At 69.6% G+C, this 16,139-nt stretch carries 13 protein-coding genes; 1 reads left to right on the forward strand and 12 read right to left on the reverse strand.

Translation table 11 applies throughout. The annotated features are described in order from the left end of the window. Nucleotides 1-229: 229 nt before the first annotated feature. The 7 genes from CM1CMNOD_RS18830 to CM1CMNOD_RS18860 all read right to left on the reverse strand — a co-directional run bounded on the left by CM1CMNOD_RS18830 (nt 230) and on the right by CM1CMNOD_RS18860 (nt 7,079). A complete protein-coding gene (locus CM1CMNOD_RS18830) occupies nt 230-706 on the reverse strand; it encodes a hypothetical protein (protein ID WP_013875173.1) in 477 nt (158 codons plus the stop codon). 405 nt (nt 707-1,111) lie between these two features. Next, nucleotides 1,112-2,260: an aminofutalosine synthase MqnE gene (mqnE, locus tag CM1CMNOD_RS18835; protein WP_043607184.1), complete on the reverse strand. Its 1,149-nt coding sequence runs from the start codon at nt 2,258-2,260 to the stop codon at nt 1,112-1,114. Nucleotides 2,261-2,452: 192 nt separating this feature from the next. Beyond that, nucleotides 2,453-2,662, reverse strand: a complete 210-nt coding sequence (locus tag CM1CMNOD_RS18840; RefSeq protein WP_013875175.1) for a BldC family transcriptional regulator — start codon at nt 2,660-2,662, stop codon at nt 2,453-2,455. 404 nt (nt 2,663-3,066) lie between these two features. Further along, on the reverse strand, nt 3,067-3,321 hold the full coding sequence (locus CM1CMNOD_RS22570; RefSeq protein WP_165001769.1) for a DUF4133 domain-containing protein: 255 nt from the start codon (nt 3,319-3,321) through the stop codon (nt 3,067-3,069). A gap of 249 nt (nt 3,322-3,570) precedes the next feature. Continuing rightward, nucleotides 3,571-4,275, reverse strand: a complete 705-nt coding sequence (locus CM1CMNOD_RS18850) for a UbiX family flavin prenyltransferase (RefSeq protein WP_013875177.1) — start codon at nt 4,273-4,275, stop codon at nt 3,571-3,573. A 337-nt stretch (nt 4,276-4,612) separates the two neighbouring features. Next, on the reverse strand, nt 4,613-5,536 hold the full coding sequence (mqnP, locus tag CM1CMNOD_RS18855; protein WP_013875178.1) for a menaquinone biosynthesis prenyltransferase MqnP: 924 nt from the start codon (nt 5,534-5,536) through the stop codon (nt 4,613-4,615). 91 nt (nt 5,537-5,627) lie between these two features. Continuing rightward, the gene (locus CM1CMNOD_RS18860) at nt 5,628-7,079 is read right to left on the reverse strand and encodes a menaquinone biosynthesis decarboxylase (RefSeq protein WP_013875179.1); all 1,452 of its coding nucleotides are present in this window, start codon (nt 7,077-7,079) and stop codon (nt 5,628-5,630) included. Nucleotides 7,080-7,775: 696 nt separating this feature from the next. On the opposite strand from CM1CMNOD_RS18860, the gene CM1CMNOD_RS18865 reads away from it, so the two are divergent. Beyond that, entirely contained in the window at nt 7,776-8,213 is a 438-nt protein-coding gene (locus tag CM1CMNOD_RS18865; RefSeq protein WP_013875180.1) for a PLD nuclease N-terminal domain-containing protein, read from the forward strand. 434 nt (nt 8,214-8,647) lie between these two features. On the opposite strand, the gene ccsB is transcribed toward CM1CMNOD_RS18865, so the two are convergent. The 5 genes from ccsB to CM1CMNOD_RS18890 all read right to left on the reverse strand — a co-directional run. After that, a complete protein-coding gene (ccsB, locus tag CM1CMNOD_RS18870; protein ID WP_013875181.1) occupies nt 8,648-9,925 on the reverse strand; it encodes a c-type cytochrome biogenesis protein CcsB in 1,278 nt (425 codons plus the stop codon). Beyond that, nucleotides 9,925-12,108: a cytochrome c biogenesis protein ResB gene (resB, locus tag CM1CMNOD_RS18875; RefSeq protein ID WP_013875182.1), complete on the reverse strand. Its 2,184-nt coding sequence runs from the start codon at nt 12,106-12,108 to the stop codon at nt 9,925-9,927. Before resB ends, ccsB begins: the two co-directional genes overlap by 1 nt. A 130-nt stretch (nt 12,109-12,238) precedes the next feature. Then, nucleotides 12,239-13,363, reverse strand: coding sequence for a cytochrome c biogenesis CcdA family protein (locus tag CM1CMNOD_RS18880; protein WP_013875183.1), 1,125 nt, complete (start codon nt 13,361-13,363; stop codon nt 12,239-12,241). A 325-nt stretch (nt 13,364-13,688) separates the two neighbouring features. Then, nucleotides 13,689-14,345 carry a TlpA family protein disulfide reductase gene (locus tag CM1CMNOD_RS18885; RefSeq protein ID WP_013875184.1) on the reverse strand — a complete coding sequence of 219 codons (657 nt, stop codon included), beginning with the start codon at nt 14,343-14,345 and terminating at the stop codon, nt 13,689-13,691. Nucleotides 14,346-14,810: 465 nt separating this feature from the next. Beyond that, nucleotides 14,811-16,139, reverse strand: a 1,329-nt coding sequence (locus CM1CMNOD_RS18890) for an HNH endonuclease signature motif containing protein (protein WP_131774103.1), incomplete at its 5' end; no start/stop codon positions are given.

The following is a 16,139-nucleotide window of genomic DNA, read 5'->3' on the forward strand; positions in this document are numbered from 1 at the left end:
CTTCCGCCCAGTCTCCTCCCACGCCCCGTCATCTCGTATACGCCGGACGGCATGGGCGGGTTCCGCGGCCTGTGCCCCACCAGGCTCACCTCGCCGCCGGCCTTATCCCGATCTCACCACCGGCCTCATCCCGCCACCGGCCGTTCCCCGTAGCCCACCGCCGCCGCACCGCCGCACCGCCGGTCGCCGCCCGCGGCCCCGCGGCCGGCAGCCATCCCGCCACCGGCCGTCATCTCGTCCGGCGGGCACGGCGCCGAGGCACCCAGCCGAGACGTTGCAGCAGGGACGGATACAGCCCCAGGCAGACGAACATCACCAGCAGGCCGAGCAGGCCGGCCGGCCCGATCGCCAGGCCTGCGAGCCGCAGCAGCGCGTACGCGGCCACGCCCGGCAGCAGAATCGCCAGGAAAGCCAGCGTGAAGATGGAACCGATCCCCGCGGATCCCCGCGGCAGGACACGGCGCGCCGACGGAGCCGGCCGCGGCGCCCCGGGCCGCGGAGTGGACGGGGCCGACGGAGCCGACGCGGCAGGTCGTGGCGCCCCGGCTGCCGCGTCCGACCGGACGGGCGGAACCGACTGCGGCAGCCGGCTGTCCGGGCCGGACGGGCGATCGTTCAGCCGGTTGTCCGACCGGTCACCATTCATGATCAAGCCGCCTTCGGCTAGTAGTCCTCCGCGCACCTCCGGAAGCACGATGAACATCATCGCGCCGCCTTCGGTTGCGCCCCCTCCAAGCCTCCGGCAACGCGACACAACGATCGCGCCGCCTTCGGCTGGTGCCGTGAGCACATGCCTTCATCGCCCCACGACGCTGTGATCGTTGTGGTTTCGATGTCGCTGGAGCGACGTCCGGGTCACAAGAACCAAGAATCATGCCGCCCGAACCCGGTCGACGTCGGCGGCCATCGCGCTGGAGCGCCAGCCACGCGGTACGGACACCATCCGCGACCACCCACGTGGAGCCTGATCCAGGCGAGTTCGTCGTTCGGTACGCTTTTCAGCCCGATGGGCGTACCTGACGACAAACTCGCGGCGATCTTCTCTGCTGGCCGGCGCCCGTTGACGTTGGTCGTCGACTGTATCGCTACACATGGTCACATAACTGGCGTTTCAGGCGTTGATCTCCTGGGGAAGATCCCGACGGCTGGAGTCGGGGCCGTCGAACTCACGGATCACGCGATACCGGGTGTCCCGCTCCACCGGGCGGAAGCCTGCGTCCCTGATCACCTCGAGCAGGTCCTCTCGGGTCATCGTGTCCGGCGTCCCGAAACCGTCGGCATCATGAGTGATCTTGTATTCGACGACGGAGCCGTCCAGGTCGTCCGCGCCGAAGTTCAGGGCGAGCTGGGCGGTGGTCAGGCCGTGCATCACCCAGAAGCACTTGATGTGATCGATGTTGTCGAAGAGCAGCCGGGACACCGCGAACGTCTTCAGCGCCTCGGCCCCGGTTGCCATCGGCTGGTTCATGAGCCGGTTACGCGGGTCACCGGCCGCGTCGTGCTGGAAGCGCAACGGGATGAACACCACGAACCCGCCGGTCTCGTCCTGCAGCTCGCGCAGCCGCAGTACGTGGTCGACCCGGTGCCGTGGCTGTTCGATGTGGCCGTAGAGCATGGTGGCCGGCGTCCGCAGGCCCTTGGAGTGGGCGAGGCGGTGGATGCGCGACCAGTCCTCCCAGTGCGTCTCGTGTCCCACGATGTGCTGGCGGACCTCCCAGTCGAAGATCTCCGCCCCGCCTCCGGTCAGCGACTCCAGGCCGGCGTCGATCAGCTCGTCGAGGATCTCCTCCGCGGGCAGGCCGCTGATCTTCTCGAACCAGTGGATCTCGGTGGCCGTGAACGCCTTGAGCGCCACACCCGGCAGCGCCTTCGACAGCTCACGCAGCGAACGCGGATAGTAGCGCCACGGCAACGTGGGATGCAGGCCGTTGACGATGTGCAGTTCGGTGATGCCGGCGGGCTCCATTGCCCTGGCCAGCCGTACCGCCTCTTCGATGCGCATCGTGTACGCGTCGGCCTCACCCGGTTTGCGCTGGAACGAGCAGTAGGCGCAGGATGCCGCGCACACGTTCGTGAGGTTCAGATGCCGGTTGACGTTGAAGTGCGTCGCATCCCCGTTCTTGCGGACGCGGACGGAGTGCGCCAACTCCCCCAGCCAGGCCAGCTCGTCGCTGGCGTAGAGCGCTTCGCCGTCCGCCCGGCTGAGCCGTTCGCCGGCGTGTACCTTCGCCTCGATCTCCCGCTTGAGCCCGACGTCCATGAGAACGAGGGTAGTCCCGCCCGGTGCCGCGTCCCGCCGACATGTGACCTGTGGCGCCTCGAACTTCCGGGCCACGGGTGCAGCGACCTGGGCGGCCGGTCCGAGGGCCAAGCCGACCCGAGGGCCAAGCCGGCCGCGTCCGGTGGATCGGCGGGTGTCACCCGGCATCCACCGGACGCGGCGGCCTGGTGGCTAGGCCAGGCCGTCCCCGGGCGAGACCCCTGCGAGGAGCGCGCGGACCTCCGCCTCCTGGTAGCGCCGGTGGCCACCAAGGGTACGGATCGAGGTCAGCTTCCCGGTCTTGGCCCAGCGGGTCACCGTCTTCGGGTCGACCCGGAACATGCTCGCCACCTCGGCCGGTGTCAGCAGCGGAGCGGATTGTGGTGTTGGTGTCGTTGTCACTGAGCCTCCTGTCACAGAGCGTTGACAGTCAATATACAGAAGGTTCTTGCTTCAGTGGTAATTCGGGCGTGACACATCGGGGTCATGTGGTGACTAGTCCGCTCACGTCCGCATGCGCGAGAACACGTTCAGTGACCAAGCGCCTGCGAGGATGATAAAGAAGAGATCACTGCGGCGCACGGCCAGCCACCGGGTCCCCCGGCTGCCGGTTCCCCCGGCAACCGGCCGTCAGCTCAGGACTCGTTCGCCCCGGGGACCACCGGCGTCCCACCAGGAGCGTGGCCGTCCCACCAGGAGCGTGGCCAGGAGCACGGCCACACCACCACCCCGTACCCGTTCGCCCCGGGGTTACCGACTCCCGGGACTACACGCATGTTCCTCCGGGGGCTGCGGGTACTCAGCCGTCAGCGCCCCGCGCCGACACCGACGCGGCCGGCGGCCTGCTGGGCGGCCCTGCGCTGCAACCGGCCCACCGGATAGGTCAGCACACCCACGATCACGAGACCGGCCAGGATCGCGAGGAGCGGATTGACGCTCAGGATGAGCAGGATGGTCAGCATCACGAGCAGCGCCGCGATCCGCGCGGCGAAATACGGCAACTGCACCCGCAGGCCGAGGGTGGCCTGACCGGCTACGGGACGCCCGGCGGGCCAGCTCACCCGGGCACCCGAACCGTCGGCGGTGCCACCGGAAGCGGGCGTCCGAGGCCGCGGCGTCCGGTTCAGGTCCGCAGGCACGGCCCGCGTGCCGTTGCCTCTCGTCCGCCGCTTCCCGTCGCTCTTCCTGCCGGCGTCGTGTGTCATGCTCGCCTCTGTCCCAGTCCGGTGTGCGTCTCCCGACGGGCATCTCGAACCGATACGAGTACGGATCCCGCGAATTCACGGTACGACCCACCGGATCCGTGGCGGTCACGAGGGTGGGCGGCGGGCGGCGCCGAGCTCGCCGGTCCAGCGACGCAGCAGGTCGTTGGGCACCCCGGCCGCGTCCAGGATCTTGCCGGCGACGAAGTCCACGAGCGCGCGCGCGTCGGTCGCGCCGGCATAGAAGCCGGGGCTGGCGGCCGCCACCACCGCGCCGGCATCGTGCAGGGACAGCATGTGCAGCAGGGTCGAGCGGGTGAACGGCATCTCCCGGGGCACGACCACCAGCCGACGGCCTTCCTTCAGCGTCACATCGGCGGCACGCTGCAGCAGGTCCTTGGACAACCCGAGGGCGATCCCGGCCACGGCGGCCGTGCTCGCGGGGACGACGATCATCCCCCTGGTCAGGTACGAGCCACTGCTCGGGCCGGCGGCGAGGTCACCGCAGGACCAGTGACGGAGCAGATCCGCCGCGGCCGCCGCGGAGATGACGGACGGGTCGACTCCGAGCCAGCTGGCCAGGGACCGTGGCCAGGTGCTGTCCCGCCAGGCGATCCCGGTCTCGTCCAACAGGGTGAGCCGGGCCGCCCGGGAGACGACCAGGTCCACCGGCAGCCCGGCGTCCAGCAGGCCGCGCAGCACCGACGCCGCGTACGGCGTCCCGCTCGCGCCGCTGACACCGACCACCCACGGTAGCCGCGGTTCGCCTTCGCCCGGCCGTGGCGGCACCGCGTCCCGGCTGTCGAGACGCACCCGTCCTCCCAACTATCCGCCCGGCCGCCCGACTGCCCGGCCGTCCGGCTGCCTGACCGTCTGGCTGCCTGACCGTCCGGCTGCCGACTATCCGGCCAGCTGTCCGGATGCGCCCCACGCCGGTGGTCGCCGGACGCACCCCGACGTTCTTTTACCTGCGGCCACCCTTCCCGCTTCGCTCACGCCGGTGGTCGCCCGGACGCACCCCGACCCCGTGCTCTCGACGCCTCCCGCACTTCCGGCGATCATGACGTCCTCTGCGATCCCCGTCGTCCACGATGGCACCGTCGTCCGCAGTGGCCCGGTCGTCACGGGGTAGCCGCGGTCGTCATGGCCGTCACCAGGCCAGGCCGCGGGAGACGAAATCGAGGACGGCGAAACCGAACAGGGCAATGCCGACGAACCCGTTGGCCGTCAGAAAGGCCCGGTTCACCCGGGACAGGTCGTCCGCGGAGACGATCGCGTGCTCGTACCAGAACGCGACAGCGGTCACCACCAGCCCCGCCCACCACCACGCGCCGAAGTCCTCCATCAGCCCGAACACGACGAACAGGGCGAACGTCACGACATGGGTGACGACCGAGGCGGCCAACGCCACCCGGATCCCGAACCGGGCCGGCACCGAGCCCACCCCGATGCCACGGTCGACCTCGGCGTCCTGACAGGCGTAGATCAGGTCGAAGCCGGCTATCCAGGTACCGACCGCGAGCCCGAGCACGACCGAGGCCCACGACCAGCGATCGGTGATGGCGATCCAGGCACCGACCGGTGCGACCGCCTGGGCCAGCGCGAGGACGGCGTGCGGGAAGTTGGTGAACCGCTTGGCGTACGAGTAGACGATCAGGGGGGCGACCGCGAACGGAGCGAGGGCCAGGCAGAGCCAGGACAGCGCGGCGGCGGACCCGGCGAAGACACCCAGGGCGATCACGGCGCCGACCGCGGCCGTGCGTACCGACACCACGCCGGTGACCAGCTCCCGGCCGGCCGTCCGCGGATTACGTCCGTCGATCTTCCGGTCGATGATCCTGTTGGTCGCCATCGCGAAGGTGCGGGCGGCGACCATCGCGACGGTCACCAGCGCGATGTCCAGCCAGTGCACGGAGCGGGAGACCTCGAACGACGCGGCGAGCGCCGCCACGTAGGCGAACGGCAGCGCGAACACCGAGTGCTCGATCACCACCACCCGCAGGAAGGCGCGGACGGGACCGTCAGGCGCCGATGCCGGCCCCGGCACTCCCGGGGCGAACGCCGTGTCGCTCACCAACGACCATCTCCCGGAGGTTCCGGCGAGCGTCGCGCCCCCGCCGTGGACGGTGGTGAAGTGGACGGTGGTGAGCAGTGGTCGACGGTGGTCACAGCCCGTACTCCTTCCAGCGCCGGGCGACCTTGTCCCTGACCGCCTGGTCCATCACGGCCTCCGCGGGCCAGCCGCCCTCGCGACGGTATCCCTCCGTCGGGAGTTTGCGCGTCGCGTCCACGCCGATCTTCCCACCGAAGAACTGCTCGTACGAGGCGTGGTCGAGGTGGTCGACCGGGCCGATCGTGGTCAGCAGGTCGTGGGCGTAGTCGACGTTGCCGAACGCCCGCCACGCCACCTCGGAGTAGTCGTGGACGTCACAGTCGGCGTCGACGACCACGACGAGCTTGGACAGCGACAGCAGCCCGGCGCCCCAGATGGCGTGCATGACCTTCTGCGCGTGCTTGGGGTAGCGCTTCTCGATCGAAACGATCGCGCAGTTGTGGAAGACGCCCTCGACCGGCAGGTCGTAGTCGACGATCTCCGGGATCATCATCCGGACCAGCGGCAGGAAGATCCGCTCGGTCGCCTTGCCGAGCGGCCCGTCCTCCTGCGGCGGGCGGCCCACGACGATCGTCTGGAAGACCGGGTCACGCTGCATGGTCATCACGTCGACGTGCAGGGCGGGGAACGGCTCGACCGGGGTGTAGAAACCCGTGTGGTCGCCGAACGGACCCTCCGGACGGCGTTCCCCCGGCTCCAGCCAGCCCTCGAGCACCACCTGGGCGTTCGCCGGCACCTGCAACGGGACGGTCAGGCAGTCGACCATCTCCACCCGCTCGCCGCGCAGGAACCCGGCGAACAGGTACTCGTCGATCTCCGCCGGCAGCGGGGCGGACGCCGCGTAGGTCACCGCCGGGTCACAGCCGAACGCGATCGCCACCGGCAGCCGCTCCCCGCGGCGCTCGGCGACGGCATGATGGGCGTTGGAGTCCTTGTGGATCTGCCAGTGCATGCCGACCGTCCGGGCGTCATGGCGCTGCAGCCGGTACATGCCAAGATTGCGCTGACCCGTCTCGGGATGCTTCGTGTGGGTCAGGCCCAGGTTCAGGAACACCCCGCCGTCGTCCGGCCAGGCGTGCACGCCGGGCAGGCGGAACAGGTCGACGTCCGAGCCCTTGAGGACGACGTCCTGGCACGGCGCGGTCCGGACCCTGCGCGGCGGCACCGACCGCAGCGCGGCGACCTTGCCCAGCGCCTCCCGCAGCCCGCCGAGCCCGACCGGGATCTCGGGTCTGAGCAGGGCGGCGATCCGGTCGCCGATCTCGTCGAGGCTGCCGGCCCCCAGCGCGGCGGCCATCCGCCGCTCGGTGCCGAAGACGTTGATGGCCAGCGGCATGTCGGCGCCGAGCGGCCGGTCGAACAGCAGCGCGGGCCCGCCCTCCCGAACCACCCGCGTGACGATCTCGGTGACCTCCAGGACCGGGTCGACCGGGACGCGGACGTGCCGCAGGTCGCCGTGGCGCTCGAGATGAACGAGGAACGCGCGCAGATCCGCCCAGGCCATGACACCCATCCTGGCAGGACACCCATCCTGGCAGCGGCCCGCGGGCCCGGGCCGTCCGGGCTTGTCAGGCCACCCGCCGGAACCCGCTGCCGGCCCGTCGCGTAGCACTGGCCGCAGCGTCCGTCCGGCTGCCAGACGGATCCGGCGGGAACCCGCGTCCGGTTACCAGACGGATCCGGCGGGAGTTCCCGCCCGCCCGGTCGGACAGACAGCGCCCTCGGGTGGCGGACACGTCCCAGCAGCCACGATCGACACACTGGCCCGGCACGACAGCAGCCCGACACGGTAGCCATGGTCGACGCGTTGGCCCCGGTGCCGATGGGCGACACCCGGGTGGTGGGCACCTCGGGACGTGCGCCGACCGGCCGTACCCGATACGGGTTTCCACCCATGCGGCACGTCCCACAATCGAAAGGAGCACACTGGGAGTGTTGTCGTTGCGCGGCGGCCGTCCTGGCGTCACTGATCTGACTGGACGGGCGGATGGTTCCAACGGGCATCAGCTGTTCCAATGGACATCGGCTGTTTGGGCATCAACAGGCGTCCATGGTCACCTATGGGCGTCGGAACCGCCCCAGAGAGCATTGGCTGTACCGTCGGACGACGGTGGATATGGATCTGCACGCGATCAGGACTCCGGGTCGTGACGGACGGTCATGACGGTCGGAGTGAAGACTGGAGAGGAGCAACGGTGCGGTGGTGGGGTTCGTACTGACACTGATGATCTTCGGCTTCTGGATTTTCACACTCATTGACGCGATCATGGCTCCGTCCGCCGCCGTGCGCACACTCCCCAAGCTCGCCTGGATTGCGATCATCGTTTTCTTTTACCCCCTCGGCGGTGTGGCCTGGCTTCTGGTCGGCCGCCCCCGTCGTGACGACCGCGTCGGCGAGGGTATCGATCCTACGGATCATCCAACATGGGGAGACCGGGGCCGCTGGGCCGGGGCGGACGGCTTCGGCCGGGACAGCCGGGAAAGCGGCCAGGACGGGCCATCGAATGTCCGGTGGCCGTCGTGGCCACGCCGCAGTCCCGCGCCACAGCCGGTCGCACCCGACGACAATCCGGAGTTCCTGCGGGAGTTGTCCGAGCGTATCCGCCGCGGGGACGGCGACGGCACCTCCCGGACCTGACCACAATCGGCCGACCACAACCGGCTCGTACGGCGACGCCCGCGGTATCACCTACCCGGCCTCACTCACCGCCGTGCCGGATCGACCGTCCTGTCACGTCGACCGCTGTATCACGCTGGCGGCAGCAATCATGCTGGCAGCGGTACCACGTTGGCATCACGTTGGCATCACAGCCAGCACGGCGCTGTTGATGCCGGCCGGCGTCATCCGGCCGGCATCCCGGCAGCGACACGATCGAGCACGATCGAGAAGGTGCCGCTTACGGCCGAGGCCACCGGCGGCCAGCATCATCCTGGCGGCCTCCTGTCGGTATCCCTGACAGATCCCTGACAGATCCCTGACAGATCCCGTCGGGAAGCCAGCCGGGCAGGCATCCGGCACGGACCGGTCCGAGCCTCGACCAACGGCACTCAGGATGATCGCGTTGACGGGCCTCACCCACCGACACCCGCGTAGGAGTGCAGCCCCGAGATGACCAGATTGACCAGATAGTAGTCGACGAACAGCGCACTGAAACCAAGCAGTGATATCGCCGCGGCCCGGCGGCCCTTCCAGCCGGCGGTGGCGCGGGCATGCAGGTAGGCCGCGTAGATCACCCAGGTGATGAACGACCAGGTCTCCTTGGGATCCCAGCCCCAGTAGCGGCCCCAGGCCGCCTCCGCCCAGATGGCACCGGCGACGACCGCGAACGTCCAGACCGGGAACGCGAAGCCGATCACGCGGTAGGTGATGCGGTCCAGCGACGCGGCCGTGGGCAGCCTCATCATGATCCCGCCGCGCCTGCGCATCGCGGCAGAGGCCTCTGCCTGTCCGGTGGCAACCGCCGCGAGGCGGTTCTCCCAACGGTCCTTCAGCAGGTACAGGACGGTGGTGACCGCCGAGACCATGAACACCCCGCTGGCCACGATCGCCGCCACCACGTGGATCTTGAGCCAGTAGGAGTTGAGCGCCGGGACGAGCGGTCCCGCCGCCACATAGAGCACCGTGCCCGCGAGACCGAGGTAGAGGACCACCGGCAGCATCACGAAGACGCCCAGCCAGCGGACGCGCGCCCGGGTCCGGGCCAGCATGCCCAGATAGGTCAGCACCGCAACCAGGGTGATCATGGATGAGAACTCGTACATGTTCCCCCACGGCACCCGGTCCGCGGCGAGGCCGCGGGCGGTCACCGAACCCACGTGCGCCGCGCATCCGAGCGCGGTGAGCAGCACCGCGGCCCGGCCGAGCCAACGCGCCCGGGGTGAGGTCAGCAGGTCCGCGCCGTCCCCGGCCATCGCCTCAGCCATCGCCGCCCGCTCGGCGGCCTGCCGGACCGCCCTGGCGTCGGCCGCGGCGAGCGCCTCGGCGGCAGGGTCCACAACAGGATCGCGATCGTTCACGGCAGGGGTGACGGACGCGCCCGCCACGTCTACGCCTGCCGCGGCTGTGCCAGCTACGTCCGCGCCGACCATCGACGCCACCCGTCCGGGCGTCGTGACCGTCGCGGCCCGCACCGACGACACCGATGAGGAGGCCGATGACGCTACCGATACCGACTCAGCCAGTGACGACGATCTACCCGCCCGGCCTTCGGCCAGGGCCGTGGCACTGGCACGCCCGAAACGACTGAAGGCGAACTCGGCCGCGTAGCCGAGCATAGCCAGCGCGTAAACCGCCATAGTCACGCCGAGAAGATGGTCGGACAGCGTGGCAAGGCCGGAATTGACGGGCATCACAGCTCCTGTTCGGTGGGATCCCCGGTTCCACTGCTGGCCCGGGCAGCCTCCGGCTCAGTCATCAGATCCTCCCTGTGCCGGTTCCCCGGATCCGCTGGTGGTCCTGGAGGCCCGGATGGCGCCTGAACAGGTGCAACCGCAACCCATCCGGGCGGCTCCGAGCGCTCCGGGCTGCCCGACCGGGTTGGACGCGCCCCATCGGCGGGTGTGGTAGCCAGCCGTATGTCCTCGATGATCGCCCGTAGTTCGGCCGCGAAGCCGTCCACGTCGGAACGGGACAGTCCGCCGACCTCGACCATGCTCATCGCGCGGGCGCCGGCGTCGGCGTCAGGACCGGAACCGGTGCCGGTGTTGACGCTGGTGCTGGTGTCTGCGCCAGCTGGCGCGGACACGGCGGGACGCGCCCGCAGCCAGACCCGGCGTCGGCGTACCCGCATGCTGACCAGCAGACCACCGATGATCGCTACAGCCGCGACCAGCACCCAGCCCTTGAACGGATCGGACTTGGTCTGGAACGTGGCGAACTCACGAACCCCGTCGGCCTCCAGGGTCATCCCCCCGGGCAGACCGCTGATCGTCCGCTGCTCGGGATTGTTCAACGCGAGTACCTGCGCCACCCGCCCGGCGCCGATCGGGCCGTCTATGTGGAGCTGGCGCATGTCCCGGGTGTCCAGCGAGTAGACATTCTGCGGCACGCCCTCGTTGATGTGGAGGTTGCCGACATAACCGGTGAGTGTGAGGCCGGGGGCGGTCGCGGCCGGATGGGTCGAAATGTAGCCGTGTGCCGGATCGAGCTGCGTGGTCGGAGTGAACACACCGGTGAACGCCAACTGCTGAGGCTCCCTGGTCGGCCCGGTCGGCGGGAGCCCGGTGTCACCGATCTTCAACGTGCAGGTGGACACGAACATGGCGTCCCGCGGCGTACAGGGCTGATAGCCCTCCCAGACAACGCTGCCGTCGCTGTTCCGCAGCACGAAGTGCGGAGCATATCCGTGGCCGATCAGGTACACCTTGGCGCTACTGATCGCCAGCGGATGGTTGACCCGGATATCGGCCGTGCGGATCCGCCCCCCGAGATCGGTGCTGTAGGCGACTTCGGCGCGGAAGTCCGCTGGTTGCCCGTTGGGCTGGTAGGACGCGGTGAACTTCTCCAGTGTCAGGGAGAACGGCGCCAGGTCACCGGCGGGGTCGACCAGTTTGCCCCGGCTGAACTGGTCGTAGGAGACCAGCGTGTTCGTGAAACCGTCACCCTGTATGACCAGAACGGTGCCCTGGTAGCCGAACCACGAACCCAGCCCGACCCCGAGGAGCATCAACACCAGCGCGATGTGGAAGACGAGGTTCCCGGTCTCGCGCAGGTAGCCCTTTTCCGCGGCCACGGAGAAGTCCTGGCTGCTGTCGGGCCTGGTTGCGCCCTCGGGCGCAACCGCGACCCGGAACCGCCGCCGCCGCAGGACCACCCGCGCCGCCTCGACCACCTCCGGGGGGCACAGCGCGCTGTCCCACGACCGGCCGCCGGCCAGCCGGCTCGGCCGGGCCGGCGCCCGCGGCGGCCGTCCCACCAGCGCCCTGGCATGCCAGCGGACCCTCGACGTCAGACAGCCGATCAGGGAGACGAACAGCAGCAGATAGACCGCGGCGAACCAGGGAGCGCCGAAGACATCGAAAGCTGACAGCCTGTCGAGGAACGGCGCGAGCGAAGGATGATCGCGGAAGTACTCCTCGACCTTCAACGGGTTCAGTGAGCGCTGCGGCAGCAGGGAACCGGGGACGGCCGCGAGCGCGAGCAGAAACAGCAGCAGTAGCGCCGTACGCATACTGGTCAACTGGTGCCAGGCACGCCGGACCGGACCAATGATCAACAATAGGGGGCGGGACGAGCCGACGGCCCCGATGGTGCCGCCGCCCGCGGCGCGCGGGCCGGACAGCACCGCGGGTATCCGTTCCCGCACCTCATCAGGCACGGTCGTCAGGATCCCGGCCTGGTCGGAGACATCTGTCGAGTCGGTCAGGCCGGTCCGGTCAGTCGGCTCGGCGACCGGCGATCCAGAGGGGCCCGATGGAGATGATGGCCTGCCGGTCGAGCCGCTTGGGGTGGTCAGGTCAGTTGGCTTGGCGACCTCGATCGGATCATCCACACCCGGGCCAGCGTCCACACCCGGAGTAATTGGTACAGCCATGGTCGCCGTCGCTCCTGATCCGTCGATCGCCAAGCTGTCGATCACCGGGCTGGATGCGGCATTGCGCTCCAGATCGGACCCGGATGGGCGCCTCCGGCTCGTCCGGCTGGTTCGCCCGCTCACAAGACGCTCACAAGGGGGTCTCCGTGAATCCCGGGGCATATGGCCGAAGAGCAGCGATCAGATCGGTCCACAAGCCGGTGACCTGAAGAAGCCCGACAGCGACAAGAAGCACACCGCCGGCAAAGGTGAGCGCCCGGGCACGCCTGCGGGCCGCCGCCAGAGCACCGGCCACCCGCCGGAAAGCCAGGCCCACGACGAGGAACGGCACCCCCAGGCCGAAGCAGTAGGCGGCGGAGAGGAACGCGCCTCGGCCGGCGGTTGCGCTCTGTACCGCGAGCGCCAGCACCGCCGTCAGGGTGGGCCCGAGACACGGTGTCCAGCCGATCCCGAACAGGACGCCGAGGACAGGCGCGCCGACCAGGCCAGGTGCGGGCAGCCGGTGTATGCGCCACTGGCGGTTGGCCAGCGGGAGCCGGGCGAACACCCCGGCGAACGCCAGCCCCATGACCATGGTCACCGAACCGAGGATCTGGCTGACGCCGACCTGGTGCAGGGTCAGCCAACGGCCCAACCCGCCGAAGGCCGCACCGTAGCTGACAAAGACCGCGGTGAAGCCAAGGACGAACAGCACGGTACCGAGCGTGACCCGGCCCAGCAGTCGCCGCCGAGCCCAGCGGATAGTACTGATGCTGTCATCGGCGCTGATTCCGGTATCAGTACCGCTTCCGGTATCAGTACCGCTGTTGCTGTTGCTGCCGCCAGTGCCGGTACCAGCGTTGATACCGCTGCTAATGCCCGTACCGGCGTCGACGCCTCTACCCGTGTCGACACCGGTAGAGGCAGCGGGCCGCGGTCCTGCCACCCGACCACCGGCCACTGGCGTCGAAGCTCCGACCAGCACCGCTGAGGCAGCAGCCACCACCGTAGAAGTACCAGCCGCCGCTGAGGAAGCGACCATCTGCGACGAGACGTCAACCATCGGCGACGAAGTATCAACCGCTGGTGGCTGGGAGTCGACACCGACCGAGGGGCGGGCGGCCAGTTCCTCACCGGACAGCCCCGTGATGAATGACAGGTATCCCGGCACGAGGGGCAGCACGCACGGAGACAGGAACGACAACAGCCCCGCCGCCGCCGCGACCGGTGCGGCGAGCAACAGCGGCCCGTCCGCGACGAACGATGTGACGCTCACCGCGGGACTCCCCCCAACCAGACCGGAGCTCCCTCCAGCCGGACAACGCCGCCGATTCTGTCACCGCTGACAGCGCCATGAGCACCCACATCGCCGGCATCCGTACGACCGACGTTCGTACAACCGACATCCGCGCCACCAGCGACCGCACGACCGACATCCATGTCATCGGCGACCGGATGGCCTGCGTCCGGATGGCTCATCCTGACGCCGCTCATGCCTCCGTCAGAGGCCAGACAAGCCACGTCTCCACCCGCCGTGCCTCCGCCAGAAGTCGGGCAAGCCACGTCTCCGCCCGGTGCTGGGCGGGTCACGCCTTCGCCCGTCATGTCTCCGCCCGGAGTCGGGCGAGCACGGGCGTCAACTCGTCCGGGAGCACACCGCCGGTGAAACGGGCGGCAAGCCGGCTCTCGCGGTCGAGCACGAAGGTCGATGGCAGACCAGGCGGGACCGGCCAGCGGGCCGCGAGCGTGCCGATCCGGTCGACGATGCTCGGATAGGCCACGTCATTGTCCCGGACGAACGCCTTCGCCGCGGAGAGGTTGTCCTTCTCGTTCACTCCGACAAAGGCCACCTCCGGGTTGTCCGCGGCCATCCTGACCAGGCCAGGCGTCTCCGCTCGGCACGGCGCGCACCATGACGCCCAGAAATTCACAACAGTGATCTTTCCGCGGAAGGCCACCAGGCTCAGCTCGGGACCGGCCACGGTGGGACCGATGAGGTCAGGAGCCGGCTTGCGGCTGCTGACCGGGACGAAATCGGAATTGGGTGCTTGTTGGACGAAACCGAAGCCACCACCGGCGGCCTGGTCCACACTGTCGCTTCCGCCTGAGCACGCGGTCGTCATCAGCGCCAAAGCGCCCGCCGCCAGCACCGAGGCGCACAGTGCGCGGACGATCCTCAGGGGACGGCGGTACAACGTCCGGCCAACCCGCATGCGCGACGCATCGGATGCCGCCCGCGCGTCCTGCCGTCCGTCCACACACACTCCTCCCGGTAGCCTCGTGATCCGGGCCTCCCGAATCTCTGGCGACCCGGTGATCCAGAGCCGCCGATCCCGGACTTTCCGCTTCCGGGTCTCTCCAGGCCTCCCGGTTGGCGTCCGGACTCCAAGCACGAAAGGATCATGATCACGCTACCGTCACCTCTTTGCCCGGCCGGCTACCGTCCGGACCAGAGTGAGTCGGTAGGCGCCCTGACCCACCAGCCTACGACCAACTGTAGAACTCAACCCCGAGGATCAGCTTCAGCCACGGGCGCGTTCCGGACAGCCGACACCCCACATAACCCGACAAACCAGCTATTCGCCATCGAATGAACATCAAATAATCTCTGTCGACGATCTCCGAAGCGGGGCTGTGACCCGTGGAACCGCTTGAATATCACTGTCCGTTACGCCGCTCCTCGGGCTGGCCCCTGAACCTGCGGACATGCCCGCCATCGACTTTCAGAAGGGCGGTGGGCCGAGGTCCGAAGGGCCGCTCCGCCCGGTCTCGTCCGTGGTCGGCTCGTGTGATCCGACCCGGCTCCGATTCCCGGCACAAAGATCGGAGACAGGCGCGGAGACAGTAGCGGCCGTCCGTCGGGGTGCATGGCGGAGGCCCTCTTCTTCCCCGGCCCCGGGCTGCTCTCCAACCTCGGGCCGGATCGGTTCGTCCCAGGGTTCGGGGATGCTGGGATAGGTCCGCCCGGTCGGACTGGTCCAGATCGCCGTGTCACCGTCGGCGCGGTGCAGCGTCCAGCCGCCGTCATGTTTTGCCCTGTGATGCCGCCGGCACAGAGCGAGCAGGTTGTCCTCGCTGGTGGGTCCGCCGACGGCGTGCGGGCGGATGTGGTCGAGGTCGCAGAACTGGGCGGGTTTGCGGCAGCCGGGAAACCGGCAGCTCCGTTCCCGGGTGCGTAGCAGCCGGGCCAGCCCGGGGGCGGGGAAGCGGCGGCTGACCTCGACCGGCCGGTTGCCCGCGGCGGGGTCGGTGAGGATGCGTCGCCAGGTCGTCTCCGCGGCCAGCTCGCGAGCGGTGGCAGCGGGAATCGCCCCGTACCCCGCCAGTTCCCCAGGAACATCACTCACCCCGGCGAGGGTAGCGGCCGACACCAGCACCCCGACCTCCACGGACACCTCGGCACCCCGGTCCCGGCCGAGCAGCAGGTCGACCAGCGCGTCGGCGCGGCGGGCGTCCATGCTGCGGGTCTCGTCCGGGCTGTCAGTGGCCTGACGAGCGAGGGCATCCAACCGCTGGTAGACGGCCTGGGCGTCAACGGCGGGCAGCAGCGCCCCCAGCTCGGCCATCCCGTCCTCGGCCGGGCGGATCCAGACCTGCCGATCCTTCCGGGCGTGAGCATGCCGCCGCCGCGCCCCGTCCGGATCCACCGCCAAGACGGTGCGGCGCAGCGCCTGGCGGAACAGGCTGGGGCTGGCCCGCCCACCCCGAGCCAGTACTTTCCGTTCGACCGCACCGGCCTGCTCCGGGGTGAGCGCGGCGGTGGCCTCCGCGGCCGCACGGACCCGACGCAGATCGATGTCACCGGTCTCCAACGCAGCCAGAGTGGCCGGCAGCCGGTCAACAACGGTGACCGCCAACTCCAGGCCGGCCGCGGCGGCGGCCGGGGACAGGGCCAGTTCGGCAGCGATCTCCTCGGCGGCGAACCCCGGCCCGGCCGGGTTCCTCTCCCCGGGAGGGGTCGGCCGCAGCCCGGCGAATCGGGCCTGGGCACGCAGCATCACCGCTTCCAGCCCGGCGATCCGCCGCCGCACCACGGCCATCAGGGTCAGACT

The sequence above is a fragment of the Protofrankia symbiont of Coriaria myrtifolia genome (assembly GCF_900634755.1).
GTDB lineage: Bacteria > Actinomycetota > Actinomycetes > Frankiales > Frankiaceae > Protofrankia > Protofrankia coriariae.

Excerpts from the sequence above, each read along its gene's own strand:
- CM1CMNOD_RS18830 (WP_013875173.1), bottom strand. The coding sequence starts at position 706 with ATGATGTTCATCGTGCTTCCGGAGGTGCGCGGAGGACTACTAGCCGAA.
- mqnE (WP_043607184.1), bottom strand. The coding sequence starts at position 2,260 with ATGGACGTCGGGCTCAAGCGGGAGATCGAGGCGAAGGTACACGCCGGC.
- CM1CMNOD_RS18860 (WP_013875179.1), bottom strand. The coding sequence starts at position 7,079 with ATGGCCTGGGCGGATCTGCGCGCGTTCCTCGTTCATCTCGAGCGCCAC.
- ccsB (WP_013875181.1), bottom strand. The coding sequence starts at position 9,925 with ATGCCCGTCAATTCCGGCCTTGCCACGCTGTCCGACCATCTTCTCGGC.
- resB (WP_013875182.1), bottom strand. The coding sequence starts at position 12,108 with ATGGCTGTACCAATTACTCCGGGTGTGGACGCTGGCCCGGGTGTGGAT.